This is a genomic window from Streptomonospora nanhaiensis, from assembly GCF_026642255.1.
Classification (GTDB): Bacteria; Actinomycetota; Actinomycetes; order Streptosporangiales; family Streptosporangiaceae; genus Nocardiopsis; species Nocardiopsis tropica.
Genome location: NZ_CP113264.1, coordinates 2,436,788 through 2,457,682 on the forward strand (window position 1 = coordinate 2,436,788; position 20,895 = coordinate 2,457,682).

A 20,895-nucleotide genomic window follows, 5' to 3' on the forward strand; every position below is an offset into this window, starting at 1 on the left:
GGAGGGGACGACGGGAACCGGAGCGGGTGGTTCCGAGTACCAGAACGTGCCTCCTCAACCTAACGTTTCCGAGCTTTCACTGCTTGGGTGTTCTCGTCCCGGTTGCCCACTCGTTATCCGGAATGACTTGGTCGCTCTGGTTCGTCCGCCTTCGAGTGCCCACGCACCTCAGAGGCGTCGTGCGGTGTCCGGGGAACTCACCCGGTGGTGACTGCGACGATCTGCTCAACGGAAGACCCGCCCCAGGGCGAACCCGTACATTCTGTGCGGGCTCGGCAACGACGGGGGATGGAGCACCCCGGGAATCGGTTCGAGGTCCGTCACGAAACTGATGACGCGGTCGTACACCTCTATCGCGTTCCGAGGTCGGTTGCCCGGTTCCTTCTCCAACAACGCGGCCACCACCTCGCACAGCTCGACCGGAACCTCGGGTCGCAGGTCGCGTATCCGATCGGGCTTCTCACCGACCTGTTTGGACGCCAGGGCGAACGCGGTGGACGCCGTGAACAGCCGTCGTCCGGTCAGCATCTCGTGCAGTACGCAACCCAGCGAGTACAGGTCGCTGTGCGCCGTGCTCTCCCCGTTCAGCAGCTGCTCGGGCGCCATGTAGGCCGGCGTGCCGGGGATGTCCCCGCTCCGGGTGATCTGGGACATGTCGGTGCGGCCCAGAGCGACGGCCAGACCGAAGTCCAGGACTTTCACGCTGCCCTCGGGCTCCAGGATCAGGTTTCCGGGTTTCAGGTCCCGGTGTACCAGGGAGGCCCGGTGGGCGGAGCCGAGAACCGAGCACACCTGCGCGGTAAGGCAGGCGGCCCAGCCCACCGACAGCCTTTCCTGCTCGGCGATGAGATCGTGCACGCCGATGCCGTGGACGCGCTGCATCACCAGGTACGGAAGCCCGTCCGCGGTGCCGGTGTCGAAGACTGCGGGCACCCCGGCATGCTGGAGGCCGGCGGTGATGCGCGCCTCCCGGTGGAAGCGGCGCACCATGTCGGTGTCCTCCACGCCTTGGGGGAAGTGGAGGAACTTGACGGCCACCTCCCGGTCGAGGCGGATGTCGTGACCGACCCACACCTGCCCCATGCCCCCGCGGCCGAGGGGAGCCCGTCCGAGCTCGTAACGGCCCGCGAGCAAGCGGGGCTTGTTGGAGGAGGGGGCCGGGTTCATACCGTCGTCATTTCTGGGGAACGGGTCTGGAGGCTGTGCGGCGGGCCTTCGCCGTCGAGGCCCGGCCGCGCCGGAGGAAGGCCACCGTATCGGGCGCTGACACAGGGGTCACGTCCGTCCGTCCGGAGGACGGCCGTCGATGGACCACGAGGAGGAGGAAGCGCGGGAGACGGATGTCCCGGCCGGCGAGTGCGTTGAACTGCGTCTGGGAGAGGCCGTCGTAGTTCCAGTGGGTCTCGGTGCCCGCCGGACGGCTCCACGACTTGATCTGGACATCGATGGAGGGGAAACGCCGGCCGCCGAGGGGCCGGGATGAGCGATGTTCAGATCGATCCCGCCGAAATCAGGCTCGGGCTTGGACACCGTCAGGCCGGCAGCGGCGGCCAGGACCCGGGCGAAATGCTCACCGAAGTGCCCCTGATGGACGTTGTGCTCCAATGACAGGGTAGGCCTCCCCGCCCAACGGGCGATCGGTCAGTTGCGCAGGTCACGCTACAGGGGGTGACAAGTCACTGGCAACGCGAAGGAACGACGGCCTCGACCGACGGTTCTGTGCCCTCGGAGCCCGGTGTACGGGTCGGCCAGACGTTCGGATCCTCGTAACCGTCGCTGGATCGCTCACTCCGGAGCGGAGGTGTCCTCAGGAGTGGCAGGTGTGTCCGGCCTCAACATCCCGCTCGTCAGCCCCTCCCTCGCCAGTTCCGCAGCAGTGGCGGCGAGTGCCGACAACTCCCGGGCCTGCCGCTCGAAGTCCGCGACGGCACGGAAGGCGGCCCCGTACCGGCGTTGCTCCTCCACACCCAGCTTCGGTACGTACGAGGCCCGGGCATCGGTGCGGAAGGTACCGCTGGTGCTGGTGGAGCGCCGGGTGTTGGACGCACTGCGCAGGAACCCGTTGAGGAAGTCGGTGTCCAGCTGGTCGTCCACCGCTCGCAGGGAGTCCCCGTCCACATTCACCAGGCCCTCGTCGACCAGGTCGGCTATCCGTACCCGGCTTTCGGCCACGGCCGGCCCTCCCGCGGCGAGCGGGGGAAGGCCGTCGCCCAGGCGGTCGGCCAGGGCACGCAGTTTCTCGTGCGCGTCGGCGAAGGCGTTCGGCAGGTCGCTGACATCGGGTGTGACATGCCTTGCCGGGTTCAGGTCGACCGCATCGCCGAGCAGATCGATGAGGGGGACCTCCGCGTCCGGCTCCTCCGGCAACTGCCACGGGCCGTCGGGCGGGACCGATGTCAGATCCCACATGCGGACGGCGGACGCGCTGTCCCTGTCGGAGACCGGTCTCCTCAGCAGCCACAGGTGGACGGGTTGTGCGTGCGCGGCTGCCAGGCCGGCGGGCAGGGCGATGACATCGGTGAGTAGGCCCCGACGCACGAGGTCGGCACGGATGCGGCGGCCGGTGCGCCGGTAGGCGCACGACGTGGACATGACCACGGCGGTCTGACCGCCGGGAGCGGTGTGCGCGTAGGCGTGCTGGAGCCAGGCCAGCTCGCTCTCCGCCCTGGGTGGCAGGGCCAGTTCCCAGCGCGGGTCCATGAGGAGTTCCTCGCGACCCCAGTCGGTCGTCGCGGGGGGCGGATCGCACACCACGAGTTCCACCTGGTGGTCGGGCCACTGGTCGGAGCGCAGAGAGTCTCCAACGCGGATGTCCGCCGTCTCACCGTGTTCCAGGGCAGAACGGGCCTGTGCGAATCGGACGGCGTCGGGGTCGATGTCCTGCCCTGTGCGCGAGGCCGATGGGGTGCCCACCGCGAACAGCAGTGAACCGGTGCCGCAGGCGGGGTCGAGGACGCTGGTGGCCGAACGGTCGGTGAGGGCGGTCAGCGCTCTGGTCAGCCGTGTGGTGGACGCCGACGCGGTTCCCGAGCGCTCGTGGGAATTGAGGAAACGCGTCGTCAGCGCGGAGGTGACGTGGGACGGTGAGGTCTCCTCCACCAGAGACCGTACGAGCCGGAGGGTGGACTCTCCGAGCTCCTCCGTGTGCCCCTCTGTCAGGTACTCGGCGACGTCGGCCAGGCCCCGGAGCATGTGAGCGGGGTACTCGGCCCGCAGCGCTTGCCACAGCTGGACCTCCGTGGATTCCTCGACACCCTTGTTCTGGCTGTCCAGCCAGGCTCGGATCTGCGAGACGGCGAAGAGGGGGCTGGAGGAGGTCCCGCTGCTCGGGGAGGGGAAGTCGTCGTGGCGACGCCGCCAGTTGGAGACGGCGGCGCGGGTGACACCGGCGAGGCGGGCGATGTCGGCTGCGGTGACCTGCTGCTCGTCGCTGACAGACTGGTCGCTGGAATCCATGCGGTCACAGTACACGGGAGCCCCCAGGGGGGACCGAACCAGGGTGTTTGCGTCGTCAACGCTTCCATGGGTCGAGGATGGAAGGCACGCCTCCGTGTACCTGCCGAACAGGCGGGGTCCTTGCTCTGCATGGTCCCCTGTGCACGTGAACAAGGGACCAAAGGCCTGTTGGAGGCGCTGATTCTTTGGGAAGGGGACCAAGGGCGGATGGATGGGGCTGCGGTCCGGGTAATCCGCCCCGGCGCCTCGGGCGTCCTTTCTGTTGTCCGGGCGTGGTCTGCAGGAGATGCCTCCCCGTCCCGTTTTCGGATGTCCCAGTGTTCTCGCGGGGTTGTCCTTCGTCACATCAGGCATGTATGTTTGCGAAGTAAACAGCATACAACTTGTCATGTGATGGTGATCTGTGTACGCGCAGGCGTGAATCCGGCCCTGGGAGCATGGGCCACGCGCCCAGGGGCAGGTGCTGACACGGCAGAACGTGAGGGACGAGCAATGGAACGGCAGTACGTGGCGGAGCGGTTCCGCCTGGACGGGCTCATCGACCGCGGGAACATGGGCGAGGTCCACCGGGCGGAGGATACGGCGGCGCCCGAGGACGCTCCAGACCGCGAGGTCGCGGTCAAGCTGATCCTGCGCCGCCGGTCGGGAGCGCCGGTCGATCCCGGCGAGGCGTCGGCACGACGCTTCGCTCGTGAGGTCGAGATCATGCGACGCCTCGATCACCCCGGCATTCCCCATGTCGTCGACGGCGGGGTGGACACGGCTGGGGGCGGTCACCTGCCCTACCTGGCCATCGAGCTCCTGGACGGCTGTACCCTGCGCGACCTTGGCGATGAGGAACCCCAGCTGCCCGTCTCCTGGGTGGCCGCGATCGGTGCCCAGATCGCCGACGCCCTCTACGCCGCGCACGGGGAGAGGATCATCCATCGTGACCTCAAGCCCGCCAACGTGATGATCACCCGGGGCGGCCGCGTCAAGGTCCTCGACTTCGGTATGGGTCTGATCATCGACGACCCCGACATCAGTCGGATCACCGGTACCGACGCCACCGTCGGTACCGCCCGGTACATGGCCCCCGAACAGTTCGAGGGGGCCAAGGTCTCCAGCGCTGCCGACCTGTACGCCCTGGGCTGTGTCCTGTACGAGCTCCTCACCGGTACCCCGCCCTTCATCGGCACGGGCCCCTACGATCTGGGTCCCAAGCACAAGTTCGACCAGGTCCCCCCGCTGGGACTCCTGCGCGGTGACATCCCCCCGCCGCTCACCTACCTGCTCGAACAGCTCTTGGCGAAGAAGCCGTCCGATCGGCCCGCGAGCGCAGCGGAGGTCCGCGAGGCACTGCGCCCGCTGGCCGCCGGCGAAGGCGAGGTCGACGGCTGGTCCGACTTCGATCCGCGTGCCTACCTGCCCGCTCCCACCCCCGCGGCCGTACTGCCCGACACCACCACGGCCCGACGTGTCCACGACGCGCCGCTCGGCGTCATGGACGTCTTCACGCTGCACAAGCAGGTCATCGACGAGTACCGGGCCTTCACCGAGGGCGGCACGGTGATCCGCGACGACCGCATCGCCGACTTCCTCAAGAAGAACCTGGACGAGAAGTCCCAGTGGCCCGATCCCTGGCTGTCGCTCAACCCCTTCTTCGCCTCCGGCGGCACGCTCCCCGAACTCGTGAACGAGGGATTGCTGCACAAGGAGTGCGCCAGGATCTTCCAGGAGGGGAAGACCGAGGGCGGCACGGTCTGCGACGGGCGCCCCCTCACCCTGCACAAGCACCAGCGCGAGGCTGTGGAGACGGCCGGAACCGGTGGCTCCTACATCCTGACCACCGGCACAGGTTCCGGAAAGTCGCTGTCCTACATCGTGCCGATCGTGGATCGGGTCCTGCGAGAACGCGACCGCGAGAAGGCGGAGGGGCACCGGACCAACCGGGTCAGGGCGATCATCGTCTACCCCATGAACGCCCTGGCCAACAGCCAGCTCAAGGAGCTGCAGAAGTTCCTGACCAACGGCTACGGTGCGGGACGGGAGCCCGTCACCTTCGCCCGCTACACCGGCCAGGAGAGCGAGGAGAGGCGCAAGGAGCTGCGGGACAACCCGCCGGACATCCTGCTCACCAACTACGTGATGCTGGAGCTGATGCTCACCCGGCCCGCCGACCGATCCTCCCTCATCAAGATGGCCCGGGGGCTGGACTTCCTCGTCTTCGACGAGCTCCACACCTACCGCGGCCGCCAGGGAGCCGACGTCGCCATGCTCATCCGGCGGGTCCGCCAGGCGTGCGAGGCGCCGAACGTGCAGTGCGTGGGGACCTCCGCCACGATGTCCTCCGAGGGCACCGCGGACGAACAGAAGCAGGTGGTCGCCGACGTCGGCACCAAGATCTTCGGCACCCCGGTACGCCCCGACAACGTCATCACCGAGACGCTCGTCCGCGCCACCTCCTACGCCCCTGCGCAGGTCGAGGCCGAGCGCCTGAGCGCACCGGACGCCCCGCGCTCCTACGACGATCTGCACCGCGACCCCCTGGCCCGGTGGATCGAGAGCACGTTCGGCCTCACCACCGACCCCAGGGGGCGTTTGGTCCGACAGAAGCCCACGCGGGTCGAGACGGCCGCCGCCGAACTGTCCCGCGACAGCGGTGTGCCCCAGGAGCAGTGCGTCGAGGCGATCCGGCGCACCCTGGAAGCGGGGGCCGAGGCCTTCCACCCCGGCAACCGCCGGCCCCTGTTCGCCTTCCGGCTCCACCAGTTCCTGTCCAAGGGCGACACCGTCCATGTCACCCTGGAGGATCCCGAGACCCGCTTCCTCACTCGTGAGTACCAGCTGGAACAGCCCGGCACGGACGGCCACATCCTGTTGCCGCTGGCGTTCTGCCGCGAGTGCGGTCAGGACTTCATGACCGTTCGGAGGGTGGAGAAGCCGACGGGCACCGTCTACCAGTCCCGACGCGGCGCCACCGCCGAGGAGAAGGGTGCCGTCGAGGGCTACCTGTACGTCTCCCCGGACGCCCCGTGGCCGTCCGGCCTGGACACCGTTCTCGAGAAGCGCCTCCTGCCGGAGTCCTGGCTGGAGGTGGACGACGCCCACCAGGAGAACGTCCGCAAGAACTTCCTCGCCCACGTCCCGCGCGCCGTCACGGTCGACGCGCAGGGCGTCGAGGGGCGGGGGGAGCTCCAGGCCGCCTTCATCCCCGCGCCCTTCCTGTTCTGCCCCCACTGCGGGATCAGCTACGAACAGAAGCGAGGCAGGGACTTCGGCAAGCTCGCCAGCCTGGACCAGGAGGGTCGTTCCTCCGCGACGTCCCTGGTGTCGGGCACCATCGTGCGCGCCCTCAAGGCCGTGCCCGAGGACTCCCTGCCCCAGGCGGCCCGCAAGCTCCTCACCTTCGTCGACAACCGCCAGGACGCCTCCCTTCAGGCCGGTCACTTCAACGACTTCGTCCAGGTCACCGAGCTGCGAGGAGGCCTGTACCGGGCTCTGGTGGCCGCGGGGGAAGAGGGGCTGACCTCCGAACACCTCGCGTCCCGTGTGGCCGAGACCCTGGCCCTGAAGCCCGCCGAGTACTCCAAGAGCGCCAACCCGCCGCCCCGGCTGGCCAGTCAGGCCGCCAGTACCCTGCGCGACGTCATCGCCTTCCGCCTGTACCTGGACCTGGAACGCGGCTGGCGGGTCACCATGCCCAACCTGGAGCAGACCGGGCTGCTCCGCGTGGACTACGCGGATCTGGACTGGGTGGCGGAGCAGGAGGGCCGCTGGGAGGAGACCGTCCCCGAGCTGCGCGGCGCCGAACCCCACGTGCGGCGGGTGGTCCTGCGCGCCCTCATGGACGAGATGCGGCGAGGGCTGGCCATCGACACGCCGTTCTTCCGCGACGAGTCCTTCGAGTCCCTCCAGGGCGCCAGCGAGACCCGCCTGGTCGACCCGTGGGTGCTGTCCAAGACCGACCGGCCGCGGGTGGGGATCGCCTACCCGCGCCCGTCCAGCCCCGGTATGAACCGGACCGGCCTGTTCCTGTCCGGGCGCGGCAAGTTTGCCAAGTACCTCGGACGGGTGCACTTCAGGGACCTCCACGCCGACGACCTCCAGCACATCATCGGTCAACTCCTCGAAGTCCTCGCGGAGGCCGGGCTCCTCCACCGGACGAAGGAGGCCCCGCAGGGGCGCCACAACAGGTTCCGCCGCACCGACGGCGACTCCGTCACCGGATACCAGGTGGATGCGGCCTGCCTCGTCTGGAAGGCCGGCGAGGGCAGGTTCGGCGCGCAGGATCCGCTCACCCGTACCTACGCCAGCGGCGACGGCCCTCGTGTCAACACCTTCTTCCGTGACCTGTACCGGGGCGCCGCCGCGTCCCTGACGGGCCTGGTCGCCCGCGAGCACACGGCCCAGGTTCCGCCCGAGATCCGACAGGAGCGCGAGGAGCAGTTCAGCGAGGCCGAGCTGAAGCTCCTGTACTGTTCGCCCACAATGGAGCTGGGGGTGGACATCAAGGAGCTCAACGCGGTCATGATGCGCAACGTCCCGCCCACTCCCGCCAACTACGCGCAGCGCAGCGGACGCGGAGGGCGAAGCGGCCAACCCGCCCTCATCACGACCTACTGCGCCACCGGCAACAGCCACGACCAGTACTACTTCCGCAGGTCCGACCGGATGGTCGCCGGCGTGGTGCAGGCGCCTCGCCTGGACCTGGCCAACGAGGACCTCGTCGTGGCGCACCTCCAGGCCATCTGGCTCTCCGAGACCGGCCTCTCCCTGGGCCGTGCCGTCCCGGACGTCGTGGACGTCGACTACGACGAGACCCAGCGCGTTCCCGCGCCGGTCCTTCGGCTCCAGGACGACCCCCGGAACAAGATCGAGGATCCGGCGGCCCAGCGCCGCGCGATCGCCGCCGCCCGGATGGTGTTCGACGACGTCCTCCCCCTGCTGGAGTCCATGGTCTGGTGGGACGACGCCTGGTTGGAGCGCAGGGTCCGCAACGCGCCCGAGGTCTTCGACCGCGCGTTCGATCGCTGGCGGGACCTGTTCCGCGCCGCCCTGGTGGACCAGGCCGAGCAGAACCGGCGCGTGCTGGACCACAGCCTCGGCGAGCGGGACCGGCACAACGCGGGACGCCGCCGGGCCGAGGCCGAGACGCAGATCAAGCTGCTCAAGAACGAGAGCCAGGACAGCAAGTCCCTGCTGAGCGACTTCAACCCCTACCGCTACCTGGCCAGCGAGGGCTTCCTTCCCGGCTATTCGTTCCCGCGTCTTCCCCTGGCCGCCTACATCCCCACCCGCCGCACCCGCTTCGACGACGGCGACTTCCTCCAGCGACCCCGGTTCGTGGCCATCCGCGAGTTCGGCCCCGGCGCCCTCATCTACCACGAGGGCTCCCGCTACCAGGTGACGCGCGTCCAGCTGCCGCCGGACGCCACAGGCGACCTGGCGACCGGCACCGCGTCACGGTGCGGGAACTGCGGCTACCACCACGCCCCGGAGCACTTCGCTGACAACTGCCAGTTGTGCGACCAGCCGCTGACCTCCACCTACGGCCTGCTCCAGCTGCACACCGTGTACACGACCAAGCGGGAGAAGATCTCCTCCGACGAGGAGGAGCGCCGCCGGGCCGGGTTCCGCTTGGTCACCTCCTACCGGTTCCAGGACCACGGCGAGCGGCTCGGCCGCCAGGACGCCAAGGTCGCGGATCCGGCGGGGGCCCTGGCCACCCTGCACTACGGCGACTCGGCGACCGTGCGCATCACCAACCTGGGGCGCCTGCGGGCCAAGGACAACGAGCCCGACGGATTCTGGATGGACCCGGGCACCGGCAAGTGGCTCAACGAGCAGGACGCCAAGAAGGCGACCGGAGACACCGACGAACTGCCCCTGATCGAGGACGGCGGGGAGGAGCGCGGCCACCGCAAGCGCGTCATCCCCTTCGTCGAGGACCGGCGCAACATCGTGGTGCTGCAACTGGCCCAGCCCCTGCCCCGCGAGCAGGCCCTCACACTCATGTACGCCCTGGAGCGGGGGATCGAGGCGGCCTTCGAGCTGGAGGACGCCGAACTCACCAGCGAGCTCCTGCCCCCCGAAGACGGTCCCCGGGACCGGATCCTGTTCACGGAGGCCGCCGAGGGCGGGGCAGGTGTGCTGCGCCAGCTCCAGGCCGAACCCGACAAGCTCGCCAGGGCCGCCCGGACAGCGCTGGGCATCTGCCACATGGACGAGGACGGGGTCGACACCGGCAGGCCCTGTGCCCGGGGTTGCTACGACTGCCTGCTCACCTACGGCAACCAGGGCGACCACCAGGTCATCGACCGTCGCCTGATCCGCGACCTGCTGCTGCGCCTGGCCGACTCCGAGACGCTGCCGACCGGTCAGGGCGTCTCGCGCACCGAGCAGATGAAGCGGCTGAGCTTCGAGTCCGACACCAGCCTGGAGCAGGACTTCGTCACCTGGCTCAAGGACCACGGCCACCGCCTCCCCGACGACGCGCAGGTGCTCGTCGCCGAGGCTTCGGCCAAGCCGGACTTCGTCTACCGGCTCCCCGGCGCCCAGGTCGCGGTGTTCGTCGACGGTCCCGTGCACCGGGACGCCAGGGTCGCCGAACGCGACGCCGAGGCCGAGGAGCGCCTGGAGGACGCCGGGTGGGAGGTCGTCCGCGTCCCCCACGACGCGGAGTGGGCTCCGATCATCGCCCGCTACGAATCCTTCTTCGGCCCCGGATCCCGCCGCTGACCTTCGCAGATCTCCTTCCGCCTCCACGTGATCCTGTACTTGTGGCGAGGTCCGACGCCCGGGCACGCTACAAGTACAGGGGCACCGTGACAGGGGTCGGCACAGGCTTCCCACCGGCCCTTGTCGGCCCCGCCCGCCCCGCTCTTCCCGACCACCCGACACGACGTGAGGACCCCCTCCGCATGACCACCGCGTACGCCCCCGGCTCCCTGGTCTCCGCCAGGGGCCGCGAATGGGTGGTGCTCCCCGAGAGCGCCCCCGACATGCTGGTGCTGCGCCCCCTGGGCGGCAGCGACGACGACGTGGCCGCGCTCTTCCCGGCCTTCGAACCCGTGGAGGCGGCCAGCTTCGCCCCGCCCGACGCCGCCGACCTGGGAGACTCCCGTGCCGCGGGGCTGCTGCGCTCGGCGCTGCGCATCGGCTTCCGCTCCGGCGCGGGCCCCTTCCGCTCCCTGGGCGGGATCGCCGTGCAGCCCCGCGCCTACCAGCTCGTCCCGCTGCTCATGGCGCTGCGTCAGCAGACCGTGCGCATGCTCATCAGCGACGACGTCGGCATCGGCAAGACGGTCGAGGCGGGCCTCATCGCCGCCGAACTCCTCGCCCAGGGCGAGGCGAGCGGACTGGCGGTGCTGTGCTCCCCGGCGCTGGCCGAGCAGTGGCAGGAGGAGCTGCGCACCAAGTTCGGCATCGACGCCGAACTCGTGCTCTCCTCCACCGTCTCCCGCCTGGAGCGCGGCCTGGACCTGGGGCAGTCGCTGTTCGACAGGCACAAGCACGTCATCATCTCCACTGACTTCATCAAATCCACCCGGCACCGCGACGACTTCGTCCGCCACTGCCCGGACCTGGTGATCGTGGACGAGGCGCACACCTGCGTGTCCTCCGACGAGGCCAGGACGAACCAGAACCAGCTGCGCTACGAGCTCCTCCAGAAGGTCGCCGCCGACGAGGAGCGCCACCTGCTCCTGGTGACCGCCACGCCGCACAGCGGCAAGGAGTCGGCCTTCCGCAACCTCCTCGGCCTGGTCAACCCCGAGCTGGCCACCGCCGACTTCGACACCAGAGTCGGTCGGGAGCTGTTGGCCCGCCACTTCGTCCAGCGCAAGCGCGCCGACGTGCGCCAGTACCTGACCCGCGAGGGCGACGGCCTCGTCGACGACAGTCTCGCGGAGAAGACGGCCTTCCCCTCTGACCGCGCCTTCAAGGACGAGAAGTACAAGCTCTCGCCCGCCTACCGGTCCCTGCTGGACGACGCCATCGCCTACGCCGGCGAGCGGGTCGAGCACGCGGGAACCCTGGGCGAGCGGGAGTACCGGGTCGCCTGGTGGTCCGCGATCGCCATGCTGCGCTCCCTGGTCTCCTCTCCCCGCGCCGCCGCCAAGACCCTGACCACACGGTCGGCCACCGCTGCCGCGAAGACGGCGAAGGAGGCCGACGAGCTCGGCGCGCCGCTGGTGCGGGACTCCGCCGACGCCGCCGCGCTGGAGGGCATGGACACCGCCCCCGGCGCCGACGTCAGGCCCGACGGCAGCCCGGCGGCCAGGCTGAAGGAGCTGGCCGCCCGCGCCGCCGCGCTGGAGGGCACCGACCACGACGCCAAGCTCAAGGCACTGGTCAAGCACCTCAAGGGGCTGCTCGCCGAGGGCTACAACCCCATCGTCTTCTGCCACTACATCGACACCGCCGAGTACGTCGCCTCCTACCTGTCCGGCGAGTTCGAGGAGGAGGGCAGGAGCGGGCGCAACCTGCTCAACAAGGGCGGCAAGGGGGGCTGGAAGACCACCGTCAAGGCGGTCACCGGATCCCTGTCCCCGCAGCAGCGCGTCCAGCGCATCGAGGAGCTGGCCGAGGAGACCGCCACCGAGGCGGCCCGCCTGGCCGAGGGCGGGCAGGGCGCCGCCGCCCGCCGGGTCCTCATCGCCACCGACTGCCTGTCCGAGGGCGTCAACCTCCAGCACTACTTCGACGCCGTCGTCCACTACGACCTGGCGTGGAACCCCACCCGCCACGACCAGCGCGAGGGGCGGGTCGACCGCTACGGCCAGCAGCGCGACGAGGTCCGGGTCATCACCCTGTACGGGGACGACAACGGGATCGACGGCAAGGTGCTGGAGGTGCTGCTGCGCAAGTACCGCCAGATCCGCAAGGACCTGGGCATCGCCGTGTCCGTGCCCGACGAGATGTCCTCCGGCGTCACCGACGCCATCGTCGAGTGGGTGCTCCTGCGCTCCCGCCAGGGCGAGCAGGAGGCCCTGTTCGGCACCGACGAGGTCAGCGTGAAGGGCGACGCGCTGGAGGCCGAGTGGAAGTCGGCCGCCGACCGGGAGAAGCTGTCCCGCTCCAAGTACGCGCAGCGCTCCATCCACCCCGAGGAGGTGGCCCGGGAGGTCGCCGCGGTCCGCGAGGTGCTGGGCGGCACGGGGGAGGTCCGTGCGTTCGCGGAGGAGTCCCTGCGCGCGCTGGGTGCGCTGCTGCGGCCCCTGGGCGAGGGGGGAAGCCCCGGAGGGGGAGGGGCCGACGGGTTCACCGCGGACGTCTCCGGAACCCCGGCCGGCCTGCGCGACGCCCTCGCCCCCGTGATCGGCCCGGCCGCCGTGGAGGACGGCAAGCCGTTCCCGTTCCGCGACACCGCCGCGGTGGCGCGCGGCGAGGCCGCCCTGGTGCGCACCGACCCGGCCGTGGGAGCCCTGGCCTCCCACGTGCTCGACACCGCCCTGGACGAGGCCGTGGCCGGGCCCCGGCCCGCCCGCCGCTGCGGCGTGGTCCGCACCCGTGCGGTCGAGACCCGCACGACGATGCTGCTGGTGCGCTACCGCTTCCACCTCACCCTGCCCTCACGGCACGGCACCCGTCAGCTGGTCGCCGAGGACGCCCGCCTGGTCGCCTTCCAGGGCGCGCCCGAACGCGCCGTGTGGGTGGACCCGCAGCAGGCCCTGACATTGCTGGAGGCCCGGGCCGACGCCAACACCGACCCCGGTTACGGCGAGCGGACCATGGCCAAGACCCTCGACGGCCTGGCCCACACCGCCGACCACCTCGCCGCGTACGGCCGGGAACTGGCCGACGGACTCGCCGACTCCCACCGCCGCGTGCGCGGGGCCTCCGGCGACATCCGGCGCGGTCTGAGGGTTAAGGCCCAGGAACCCGCCGACATCCTCGGCGTCTACGTCTACATGCCAGCCCCGTCCGCCCCGTCCGATTCCACCGCAACCGCCACACCCGCCGGAGGCAACGCCTGATGTCCGCCATCGCACGCAACCAGGTGTTCTCCGCCGTGCACACCGTGGGCGGGCTGCTGCCCGCCGACATGCTCGTGCGCATCGCCGAGGGCAAGGACGTGCCCGGGGCCAAGCCCGCCGACTACAAGGTGGTGGGCTCCCGGTCGGTCAACGACGACGCCGAACGCCACTGGGAGTACCTCAAGTCCGTGTGGAAGGACCTGCGCAAGCAGCTGCCCGCGGACAAGGACGGCTCCCCGGCCTCCGACCCCACCGGGCTCGCCCTGACCCAGTGGGTGGAACCGCTCTTCAGCGAACTCGGCTTCGGAGTCCTGACGTCGGTGGCCGGCGGGAGCATCACCGCCGATGACGACCCTGAGAAGACCTTCCCCCTCAGTCACCGCTGGCGGCACGTGCCGATCCACGTCCCGGTGTGGGGGACCGAGCTGGACAGGCGTCCCGGCGGCGCCGGGACCGTGCCGCCGCAGTCGCTGGTGCAGGAGGCGCTCAACCGGACCTCCGACCACCTGTGGGCCGTGGTGACCAACGGCCGCCAGCTGCGGCTGCTGCGCGACTCCAGCGCGCTCGCCACGGCGTCGTACGTGGAGTTCGACCTCGAGGCGATCTTCGACGGTGAGCTGTTCAGCGAGTTCGTGCTGCTGTACCGGCTGCTGCACGTCTCCCGGTTCGAGGTGGCCGAGGACGCCGCCCCGTCCAGCTGTGTGCTGGAGAAGTGGCGGACCGACGCTGTCACCTCGGGTACCCGCGCTCTGGAGCAGTTGCGGAAGGGGGTACAGGAAGCCATCACCACCCTGGGCACCGGCTTCCTCAAGCACCCCGCCAACACCCGCCTGCGCGAGGGCCTGGACACCAAGGAGCTGCACGGCGCGCTGCTGCGGATGGTGTACCGGCTGCTCTTCCTGTTCGTGGCCGAGGACCGGGACGCCCTGCACCCGCCGAACGCCCCCGAACAGGCGAAGGAGCGCTACGCGGCCTACTTCTCCTCAGCGCGGCTGCGTCGTCACGCGCGCAGGCGCCGGGGCACCACGCACGCAGACCAGTACCGGGTGCTGCGGATCGTGCTCGATGCCCTGGGTGGAAACGGTGAGCAGAACGAGGACGGGCGTCCCGAGCTGGCGTTGCCCGCTCTCGGCGGCCTGTTCACCGACACAGAGGCAGATGCACCCCTGCGCGGGCTGGAGCTGTCCAACGAATCGCTGCTCGGAGCTGTTCGCCATCTGGCCCAGGTACGCGACCCCGGGTCGCGCCGGTGGCGCGGGGTGGACTACCGCAACCTGGACGCCGAAGAACTGGGTTCGGTCTACGAGTCCCTGCTGGAGCTGGTGCCCCGGCACAGCGCGGCTGACCGGACCTTCGAGCTGGTGGAGGTGGCCGGGAACGATCGCAAGACCACGGGGTCGTACTACACGCCTTCATCGTTGATCGAGACTCTGCTGGACTCCTCTCTGGACCCGGTCATTGACGATGCGGTCAAGCGCGGTGAGGAGCAGGCCACCAAGAAGGGGGAGCTCGACGCCTCCGAGACGATCGTCGCGGAGCTGTTGAAGCTGACCGTCTGCGACCCGGCGTGCGGGTCGGGGCACTTCCTGGTGGCGGCTGCCAGGCGCATTGCCAAGCGGGTGGCAGCCGTGCGTGAGCGCAACCCTGAGCCGACGCTTGATGCGGTCCGCCATGCCATGCACGAGGTGGTGGCGAGGTGTATCTACGGTGTGGACCTCAACCCGATGGCGGTAGAGCTGGCCAAGGTGTCGCTGTGGCTGGAGGCGCTGGAGCCGGGCAAGCCGCTGACCTTCCTGGATGCCCACGTCAAGCGGGGTAACGCGCTCATCGGTGCGACTCCGAAGTTGATGAAGGACGGTATCCCGGATGAGGCGTTCAAGCCGATCGAGGGTGATGACAGGAAGTACGCGCGTTTCCTCGCCAAGACCAACAAGGAGGAGCGCGGAGGTCAACTCAGCGTCCTCGATATCGGCGATGTGTCGGTGAAGGTCACCAATACCGCTTTCGCCCAGCAGCTTCGCCAGATCACCACGACTCGCGCGGATTCGCTGGCGCAGGTGCGCCAGCAGGAGGCCGCCTACCGCGAGTGGACCAGTGCGGACGACTACGTCCGTGATCGACGGGCGGCGGATGCCTGGTGCGCGGCGTTCGTGTGGAAGAAGGCGGAGGATGCTCCGCGCGCGGTGACCCAGGAAGTCTTCCGGAACCTGTCCAAGGCCAAGCAGGGCAACGGGGCGCCGTTCACAACGGTTGAGGAGATCGACCGGCTGCGCGACCAGTACCGGTTCTTCCATTGGCACCTGGAGTTCCCGAACGTGTTCAGCGTCCCCGAGGGTAATGGGGGAGTGGACGAGTTCACGGGTTGGGCGGGTGGGTTTGCCTGCGTGCTCGGAAACCCTCCGTGGGAGCGGATTAAGCTCCAGGAACAGGAGTTTTTCGCCCAGCGCGACGAGGAGATTGCCACCGCGCGTAATGCTGCTGCCCGTAAGGCGCTGATCTCTGGTTTGAAGAACGACCCGGACCGTTCAGGCCTGTACCAGGACTTCGAGGACGCCAAGCGCAGGGCGGAAGGCGAAAGCCACTTCCTTCGTGCTGGGGGGCGTTACCCGCTTACTGGACGAGGGGACATCAACACCTATGCAGTGTTCTCTGAAACCGACCGCACTTTGACTGGTCCGCACGGTCGTATGGGTGTGATCGTGCCTACGGGTATCGCCACGGACGCGACCACACAGTACTTCTTCAAGGACCTGGTGCTGAACGGTTCGATTGCTGCCCTGTACGACTTCGAGAACGCAGCACCATTGTTCCCGGGGGTGCATCGCTCATTCAAGTTCTGTATTCTGTCTCTCGCTGGCCGGGAAACACGTGAACCCGAAGCCTCCTTCGCGTTCTTCCTGCAAGACCCAACGGAACTCGAAGCTGTCGACAAGTCATTCACTATGACCCCGGAGGAGATCACTCTCCTCAACCCCAACACGGGGACCTGTCCAGTCTTCCGCTCCCGTCGTGATGCGGAGATTTCCCTCGGGATTTATAGAAGAATTCCGGTATTGGCAAAGGCGGGGGGGGCGCCCAAGGGGGAGTGGGGTTTCTCCTATATTGAGGTGCTGCACCTTTCGCACGCTGCTAGTAGCTTGATTGCTGCTCCAATGGGGAAAAGTCGGGTGTATCCAGTTTATGAAGCCAAGATGATGCATCATTTCGATCATCGCTGGCTCACTTATGGGTCTGAGGGGATTGATCGTACGAGCGCCTTTGATGAGCCGGTGCCGCGCTACTGGGTTCCTGCGGGTCTCGTTGATGGTCGTCTGGATGGTCGTTGGCATAGGGGGTGGATGCTCGGATGGCGTGATATCTGCAGATCCACGGATGAGCGAACTGTTATTTTCTCTGCTCTGCCCAGGTCTGCTTTTGCAAATACGCTTCCAATGGCGAATGTGAACCACCCTGGACTTGCGGGTTGTTTGATTGCAAATCTTTCTTCGTTTGTATTGGACTACTTGGCGCGCCAAAAGGTGGCTGGGACGCATCTGACGATGAACTACCTCAGGCAGATGCCCGTCGTTGGCCCACTTGTCATTGATGGGCATAAGGGTTTTATCGATTCACGCTCTCTTGAATTGGTCTACACATCGCATGCTATGGCTGATTTTGCCAGAGATATAGGTGATGAAGAGGGGCCGTTCTTGTGGGACGAGGAGCGTCGTGCCATCATGCGGGCGGAGTTAGACGCGCTGTTCTTCCATCTCTACGGGATCAACCGTGATGACGTGGACTACATCATGGAGACCTTCCCGATCGTGAAGCGGAAGGATGAGGCGAAGCACGATGGTACCTACCGGACCAAGGAACGCATCCTGGAGATCTACGACCGGATGGCGGAAGCCGGTGTCTCGCTCGACACCCCGCTGATCGACGGCGAGAACTTCACCTCTGCTCTCACCCCGCCGCCGGGCCACGGTCCTCGGCATGCCCCTGCCTGACCCACCAAGCACGAGGCCCCGCCCGCTGACTCGCAGCAGGCGGGGCCGAATGCTCTGGGGAGTGTCAGAGGAGGTCTCTCCGTGTGGTGCTGAGGAAGGCATGCCACTCGTCAGCGGTGAAGAAGAGCGCGCCCAGTTCACGGTGTTTGGTGTCCCGGACCCCCGTGACCGGTCCTTCCGAGACCTCTACACACTCGCCGCGCTCAGCGCTATAGCTGGAGGTATGCCAGGTGGCGGTGTGGACCAAGCTCGTCTCGGTGGCTTCCTGCTCAGTCATCAGGGCTTCTCCAGTTCGTCCGCGAGGTCGCGGATGAAGTCTTGCGTGTCATCCAACGGCAGAGCAGCGGCCAGCATGTACTCGAACCTGCTCTCGTGATCGGCCAGCTCCTTGGGTCCTTCGAAGAAGTGTCCGCTCGGAAGGACGTCGATGTATCCGACCCGGTCGGTTTCGCCGAGATGCAGCAGGGTGTAGCCGCATGGCTGCGCCATTCCCTTGGACAGTAGCAGGACCTGAATGTCGATATTCGGGCGCTTGTTCAGCTCCATCAGATGCTGGAACTGGGTTCGCATCACCTCTGGCCCGCCGACGAGACAGCGAAGCGCTGATTCGTCGATGATCGCCCAGATCCGGGGCGGGTTGTCGCGGTCCAGGATGCTGGTGCAGCGCTCGATCCGGGCTGCGACGCGCTTTTGTCGCTCCTTCGGATCCGCTACGAACCCGCGTGACATCAATGCCTCGATGTAGTCGGGGTGCTGGAGAAGTCCCGGAACGACGCCCATCGCATACTGCTGGATCTTGGGGGCCTCGTTCTCGAGGCTGTAGAAGGCGTTTCCCGCTACGTCCTCGTGCTGGAACCACCAGGGCTTCTGCTTGCGAGCGGCCTTGGCGATCTCCACCAGCTCTTCCCGAAGGGCATCACTTGCGCCGTACAGGCGGCAGAGCGCGGCTACCGCCTCCGTCGTCAGACGGACGAACCTGCCGTTCTCGATTCGGTAGAGCTTGCTGGTGTCCCAGCCCAGTTCGTCGGCGACCTGTTCCTGAGACAGCTTGGCCTGAGCTCTCAGCCGTTTGAGCTGGCTCACCAGGTAGTGCCTGCGGACGGGGGAGCCCTGGGCCACGGCAGCCTCCTTCGTTCCAAAGACGTCGCGCCGGTCGGCGCAGGTCGGGGACATCATCTCACCGCATCCAAAGAGGACATGTGTTCATAATGCGGGCCACTTTAAATACAGGCCTTGTAAGTTTGATGGGAGGTATCTAGCTTAGGGGTGGAAGCGGAGCCCGGACGGACGTTGGCCGGGCTCGGCGATGAGCGAGCACACGGAAACTTCATGGAGGACTGTCATGGCCGTTGAACAGCGGATACGCAAGCATGCGAGCGGCGGTGGCACCGATAGCCCGCCCCCAAACCCGTGGCTTCGGTTCGGGACACGGGTGCGGGCCGCGCGGGAGAGCGCCGGGATCTCCCTCCAGCAGGTCGGTTCGGACCTGGTCACCGACCACCGAAAGATCAGCCTGATCGAGGAGGGGGACCAGATCCCCGACCTGCGCACGGCGATGGGCCTGGATCGGGCGCTCAACGCCGAGGGTGTCCTCTGGGACGCGTGGGCGCAGACCCACATCACCACGCGGCTCAAGGAGGGCGCGACCGTCGCCGACCTCCTGGAGCAGGCCTTCCAGCTGCGCGCCTACGCGCCTCTGATGATTCCCGAACCCTTCCTCATCGGTGACTACTCCGGGGCTCTCGACCGGATCGAACGCCCCCTGGAGGACCACCGCCGGCTCAAGGACCGACCCCGCATCGGCAGCCACCACACCGCCGGTTCCGGACCGCCCTACTTCGGGCTCGTGGTGGACGAGGCCGCCCTCACCCGCGTCGTCGCCGACGCCGGAGTCACACGGCGTCAGCTCGAACACCTGCATGAGCTCACCACACGCGAACGCGTCGCCCTCCACGTCATCCGTGAGGACGTCACCCACCACCCCGGCCTGCGCGGCGCGTTCTGGACGCTGTCCTTCTCGCCCCGGCACGCGCTCGCCTACACCCCGCACCCGCGCGGCCCCGGCCACCTCGTCACGGACGCTGTCCAGGTCAAGGGCTACTCCGACCTCTTCGCGACCCTCCAGGGCGTGGCCCTGCCCGCCCACGATTCGGTCCGGCTCCTGGAGAAGGCCGTCGAACGGCTCTCACCGCCCGCATCGACTCCGAGCCCCGGCACGGCCGTACCGTCCCAGCCGTCCCCCGGCAAACCCTTCCCTGAAGCCGAGCTGCGGGCGCTGACCACGGGACACGTTCCGGCGCACGTGCTCGGTCACTGACAGGTCCGCGCCCCGACGTCCGGAGCCCATGGCTCCCGGACCCCTGTTCCATCCCCCACATGCCCCTGGCCGGGCATGAATGAGCTCTGGCGGGTGGGTCGAAGCACCCCCAGAGCACGGCCAGCGCCAACCCTCAAGCAAAGGAAACACTGACATGGCCATTGTGCCGCAGACCGCCACGTCCGCCTACCCGGGGCGGTCCTGGAACGCCCGCCTGTACCCCGGGACCCTCGCCACCACCGCGCGCTTCCGCGAGGACCTCCGCCACGACCTGGCCGAACTCGCCGGAAGCGCTCCCGACCTGCTGGACGACCTCCTCCTGTGCGGCAGCGAGATGTTCGCCAACGCGGTCAACCACACGCGCTCCGGCCATGCCGACGGCCGGGTCGTTCGCACCCTGTCCGTCCCCGCCGCCACCGACCGCGGGAGCACCCTGCGCCTGTCCGTCATCGACGACGGCCTTCCCGATGACAGCGCCGGGCTTCCCCGCATCCCGGTCCAGCGCACCGCCCAGGAGTGGGAGGACGCCGAGTGCGGCCGGGGCCTGCTGCTCGTCGCCAACCTCGCCGCGGCGTGGGGAACACGCGCCGTCGTCGACTTCCCGTTCTGCGGCGCGCTGGGAATGGTCGTCTGGGCCGAGTTCACCCACACCGCCTGCTCCTCCGGCCTTGCGGCGGGGTGCTGATGAGCGCCGAACCCTCCACCCGCGTCCGCCGGGTCCTGGACACACCTCGGGGACAGCGCTCCGCCCACTCCGGCGCGACCCACCCGTGCCCTGCGGCCACGACCGGTCACAGCGCCCGCGAACAGCGGCTCCTCGCCCAGATGCGCGACAACCCCCGCGTCGCCTACCGCCTCGAACACGGCGTCCTGCCCGCCTGGATGGAGATCCAGGACGCACGCCTGGCCCAGAGGCCCGCGGTTCCCGCGCCCCCGCCGTCACGTCCGGCCGTGCTTTCGGTGCCGCGCCCACGACCCGCCTCCGACGACGGACCTCCGTCACCGGTGCCCGCCCCGCGCCGGACGCGACCGCCCCTGCCCCGCCGACCGCACAGCCACCGCAAGCCGCGTCGCCGGGCCCGCGCCGCCTGGCGCCTGACCGCCTACACCCTCGACGCCGCGGTCGGCGCCCTCGCTTACCACCTGTCCACCCTCATCCTCTGACCCTGGACACGCC

Annotated in this window: 12 protein-coding genes; 8 read left to right on the plus strand and 4 right to left on the minus strand. The window is 68.6% G+C overall.

Annotated elements, in window-relative coordinates:
• Positions 1-225 precede the first annotated feature (225 nt).
• Positions 226-1,167 (minus strand): serine/threonine-protein kinase, encoded by a 942-nt coding sequence (locus OUQ99_RS10615; RefSeq protein ID WP_267949262.1) that lies wholly within the window; start codon positions 1,165-1,167, stop codon positions 226-228.
• 139 nt (positions 1,168-1,306) lie between these two features.
• Here OUQ99_RS10615 and OUQ99_RS10620 point away from each other — a divergent pair, with 139 nt between their 5' ends.
• Together OUQ99_RS10620 and OUQ99_RS10625 are read left to right on the plus strand one after the other, a co-directional pair.
• A complete protein-coding gene (locus OUQ99_RS10620; protein ID WP_267949263.1) occupies positions 1,307-1,483 on the plus strand; it encodes a hypothetical protein in 177 nt (58 codons plus the stop codon).
• Entirely contained in the window at positions 1,480-1,608 is a 129-nt protein-coding gene (locus tag OUQ99_RS10625; RefSeq protein WP_267949264.1) for a hypothetical protein, read from the plus strand. Before OUQ99_RS10620 ends, OUQ99_RS10625 begins: the two co-directional genes overlap by 4 nt.
• A gap of 177 nt (positions 1,609-1,785) precedes the next feature.
• On the opposite strand, the gene OUQ99_RS10630 is transcribed toward OUQ99_RS10625, so the two are convergent.
• On the minus strand, positions 1,786-3,456 hold the full coding sequence (locus OUQ99_RS10630) for an HsdM family class I SAM-dependent methyltransferase (protein ID WP_267949265.1): 1,671 nt from the start codon (positions 3,454-3,456) through the stop codon (positions 1,786-1,788).
• Positions 3,457-3,948: 492 nt separating this feature from the next.
• Here OUQ99_RS10630 and OUQ99_RS10635 point away from each other — a divergent pair, with 492 nt between their 5' ends.
• The 3 genes from OUQ99_RS10635 (at position 3,949) to OUQ99_RS10645 (ending at position 17,401) form a co-directional block, all read left to right on the plus strand.
• The gene (locus OUQ99_RS10635) at positions 3,949-10,176 is read left to right on the plus strand and encodes a protein kinase domain-containing protein (RefSeq protein ID WP_267949266.1); all 6,228 of its coding nucleotides are present in this window, start codon (positions 3,949-3,951) and stop codon (positions 10,174-10,176) included.
• A 182-nt stretch (positions 10,177-10,358) separates the two neighbouring features.
• Entirely contained in the window at positions 10,359-13,415 is a 3,057-nt protein-coding gene (locus OUQ99_RS10640; RefSeq protein ID WP_267949267.1) for a DEAD/DEAH box helicase, read from the plus strand.
• Entirely contained in the window at positions 13,415-17,401 is a 3,987-nt protein-coding gene (locus OUQ99_RS10645; protein ID WP_267949268.1) for an Eco57I restriction-modification methylase domain-containing protein, read from the plus strand. The genes OUQ99_RS10640 and OUQ99_RS10645 overlap by 1 nt, the downstream gene beginning before the upstream one ends.
• A 64-nt stretch (positions 17,402-17,465) precedes the next feature.
• Here OUQ99_RS10645 and OUQ99_RS10650 read toward each other — a convergent pair whose 3' ends face one another.
• Both OUQ99_RS10650 and OUQ99_RS10655 read right to left on the minus strand, forming a co-directional pair.
• The gene (locus OUQ99_RS10650) at positions 17,466-17,678 is read right to left on the minus strand and encodes a DUF397 domain-containing protein (protein WP_267949269.1); all 213 of its coding nucleotides are present in this window, start codon (positions 17,676-17,678) and stop codon (positions 17,466-17,468) included.
• Complete coding sequence (locus OUQ99_RS10655) at positions 17,678-18,520, minus strand: helix-turn-helix domain-containing protein (RefSeq protein WP_346660242.1); 843 nt, start codon at positions 18,518-18,520, stop codon at positions 17,678-17,680. Before OUQ99_RS10655 ends, OUQ99_RS10650 begins: the two co-directional genes overlap by 1 nt.
• 223 nt (positions 18,521-18,743) lie before the next feature.
• Between OUQ99_RS10655 and OUQ99_RS10660 the strand changes: the two genes are divergently transcribed.
• From OUQ99_RS10660 to OUQ99_RS10670, 3 genes are all read left to right on the plus strand, one after another.
• A complete protein-coding gene (locus tag OUQ99_RS10660; RefSeq protein WP_267949271.1) occupies positions 18,744-19,718 on the plus strand; it encodes a helix-turn-helix domain-containing protein in 975 nt (324 codons plus the stop codon).
• 154 nt (positions 19,719-19,872) lie between these two features.
• A complete protein-coding gene (locus OUQ99_RS10665) occupies positions 19,873-20,403 on the plus strand; it encodes an ATP-binding protein (protein WP_267949272.1) in 531 nt (176 codons plus the stop codon).
• The gene (locus OUQ99_RS10670) at positions 20,403-20,882 is read left to right on the plus strand and encodes a hypothetical protein (protein ID WP_267949273.1); all 480 of its coding nucleotides are present in this window, start codon (positions 20,403-20,405) and stop codon (positions 20,880-20,882) included. The genes OUQ99_RS10665 and OUQ99_RS10670 overlap by 1 nt, the downstream gene beginning before the upstream one ends.
• Positions 20,883-20,895: the final 13 nt, after the last annotated feature.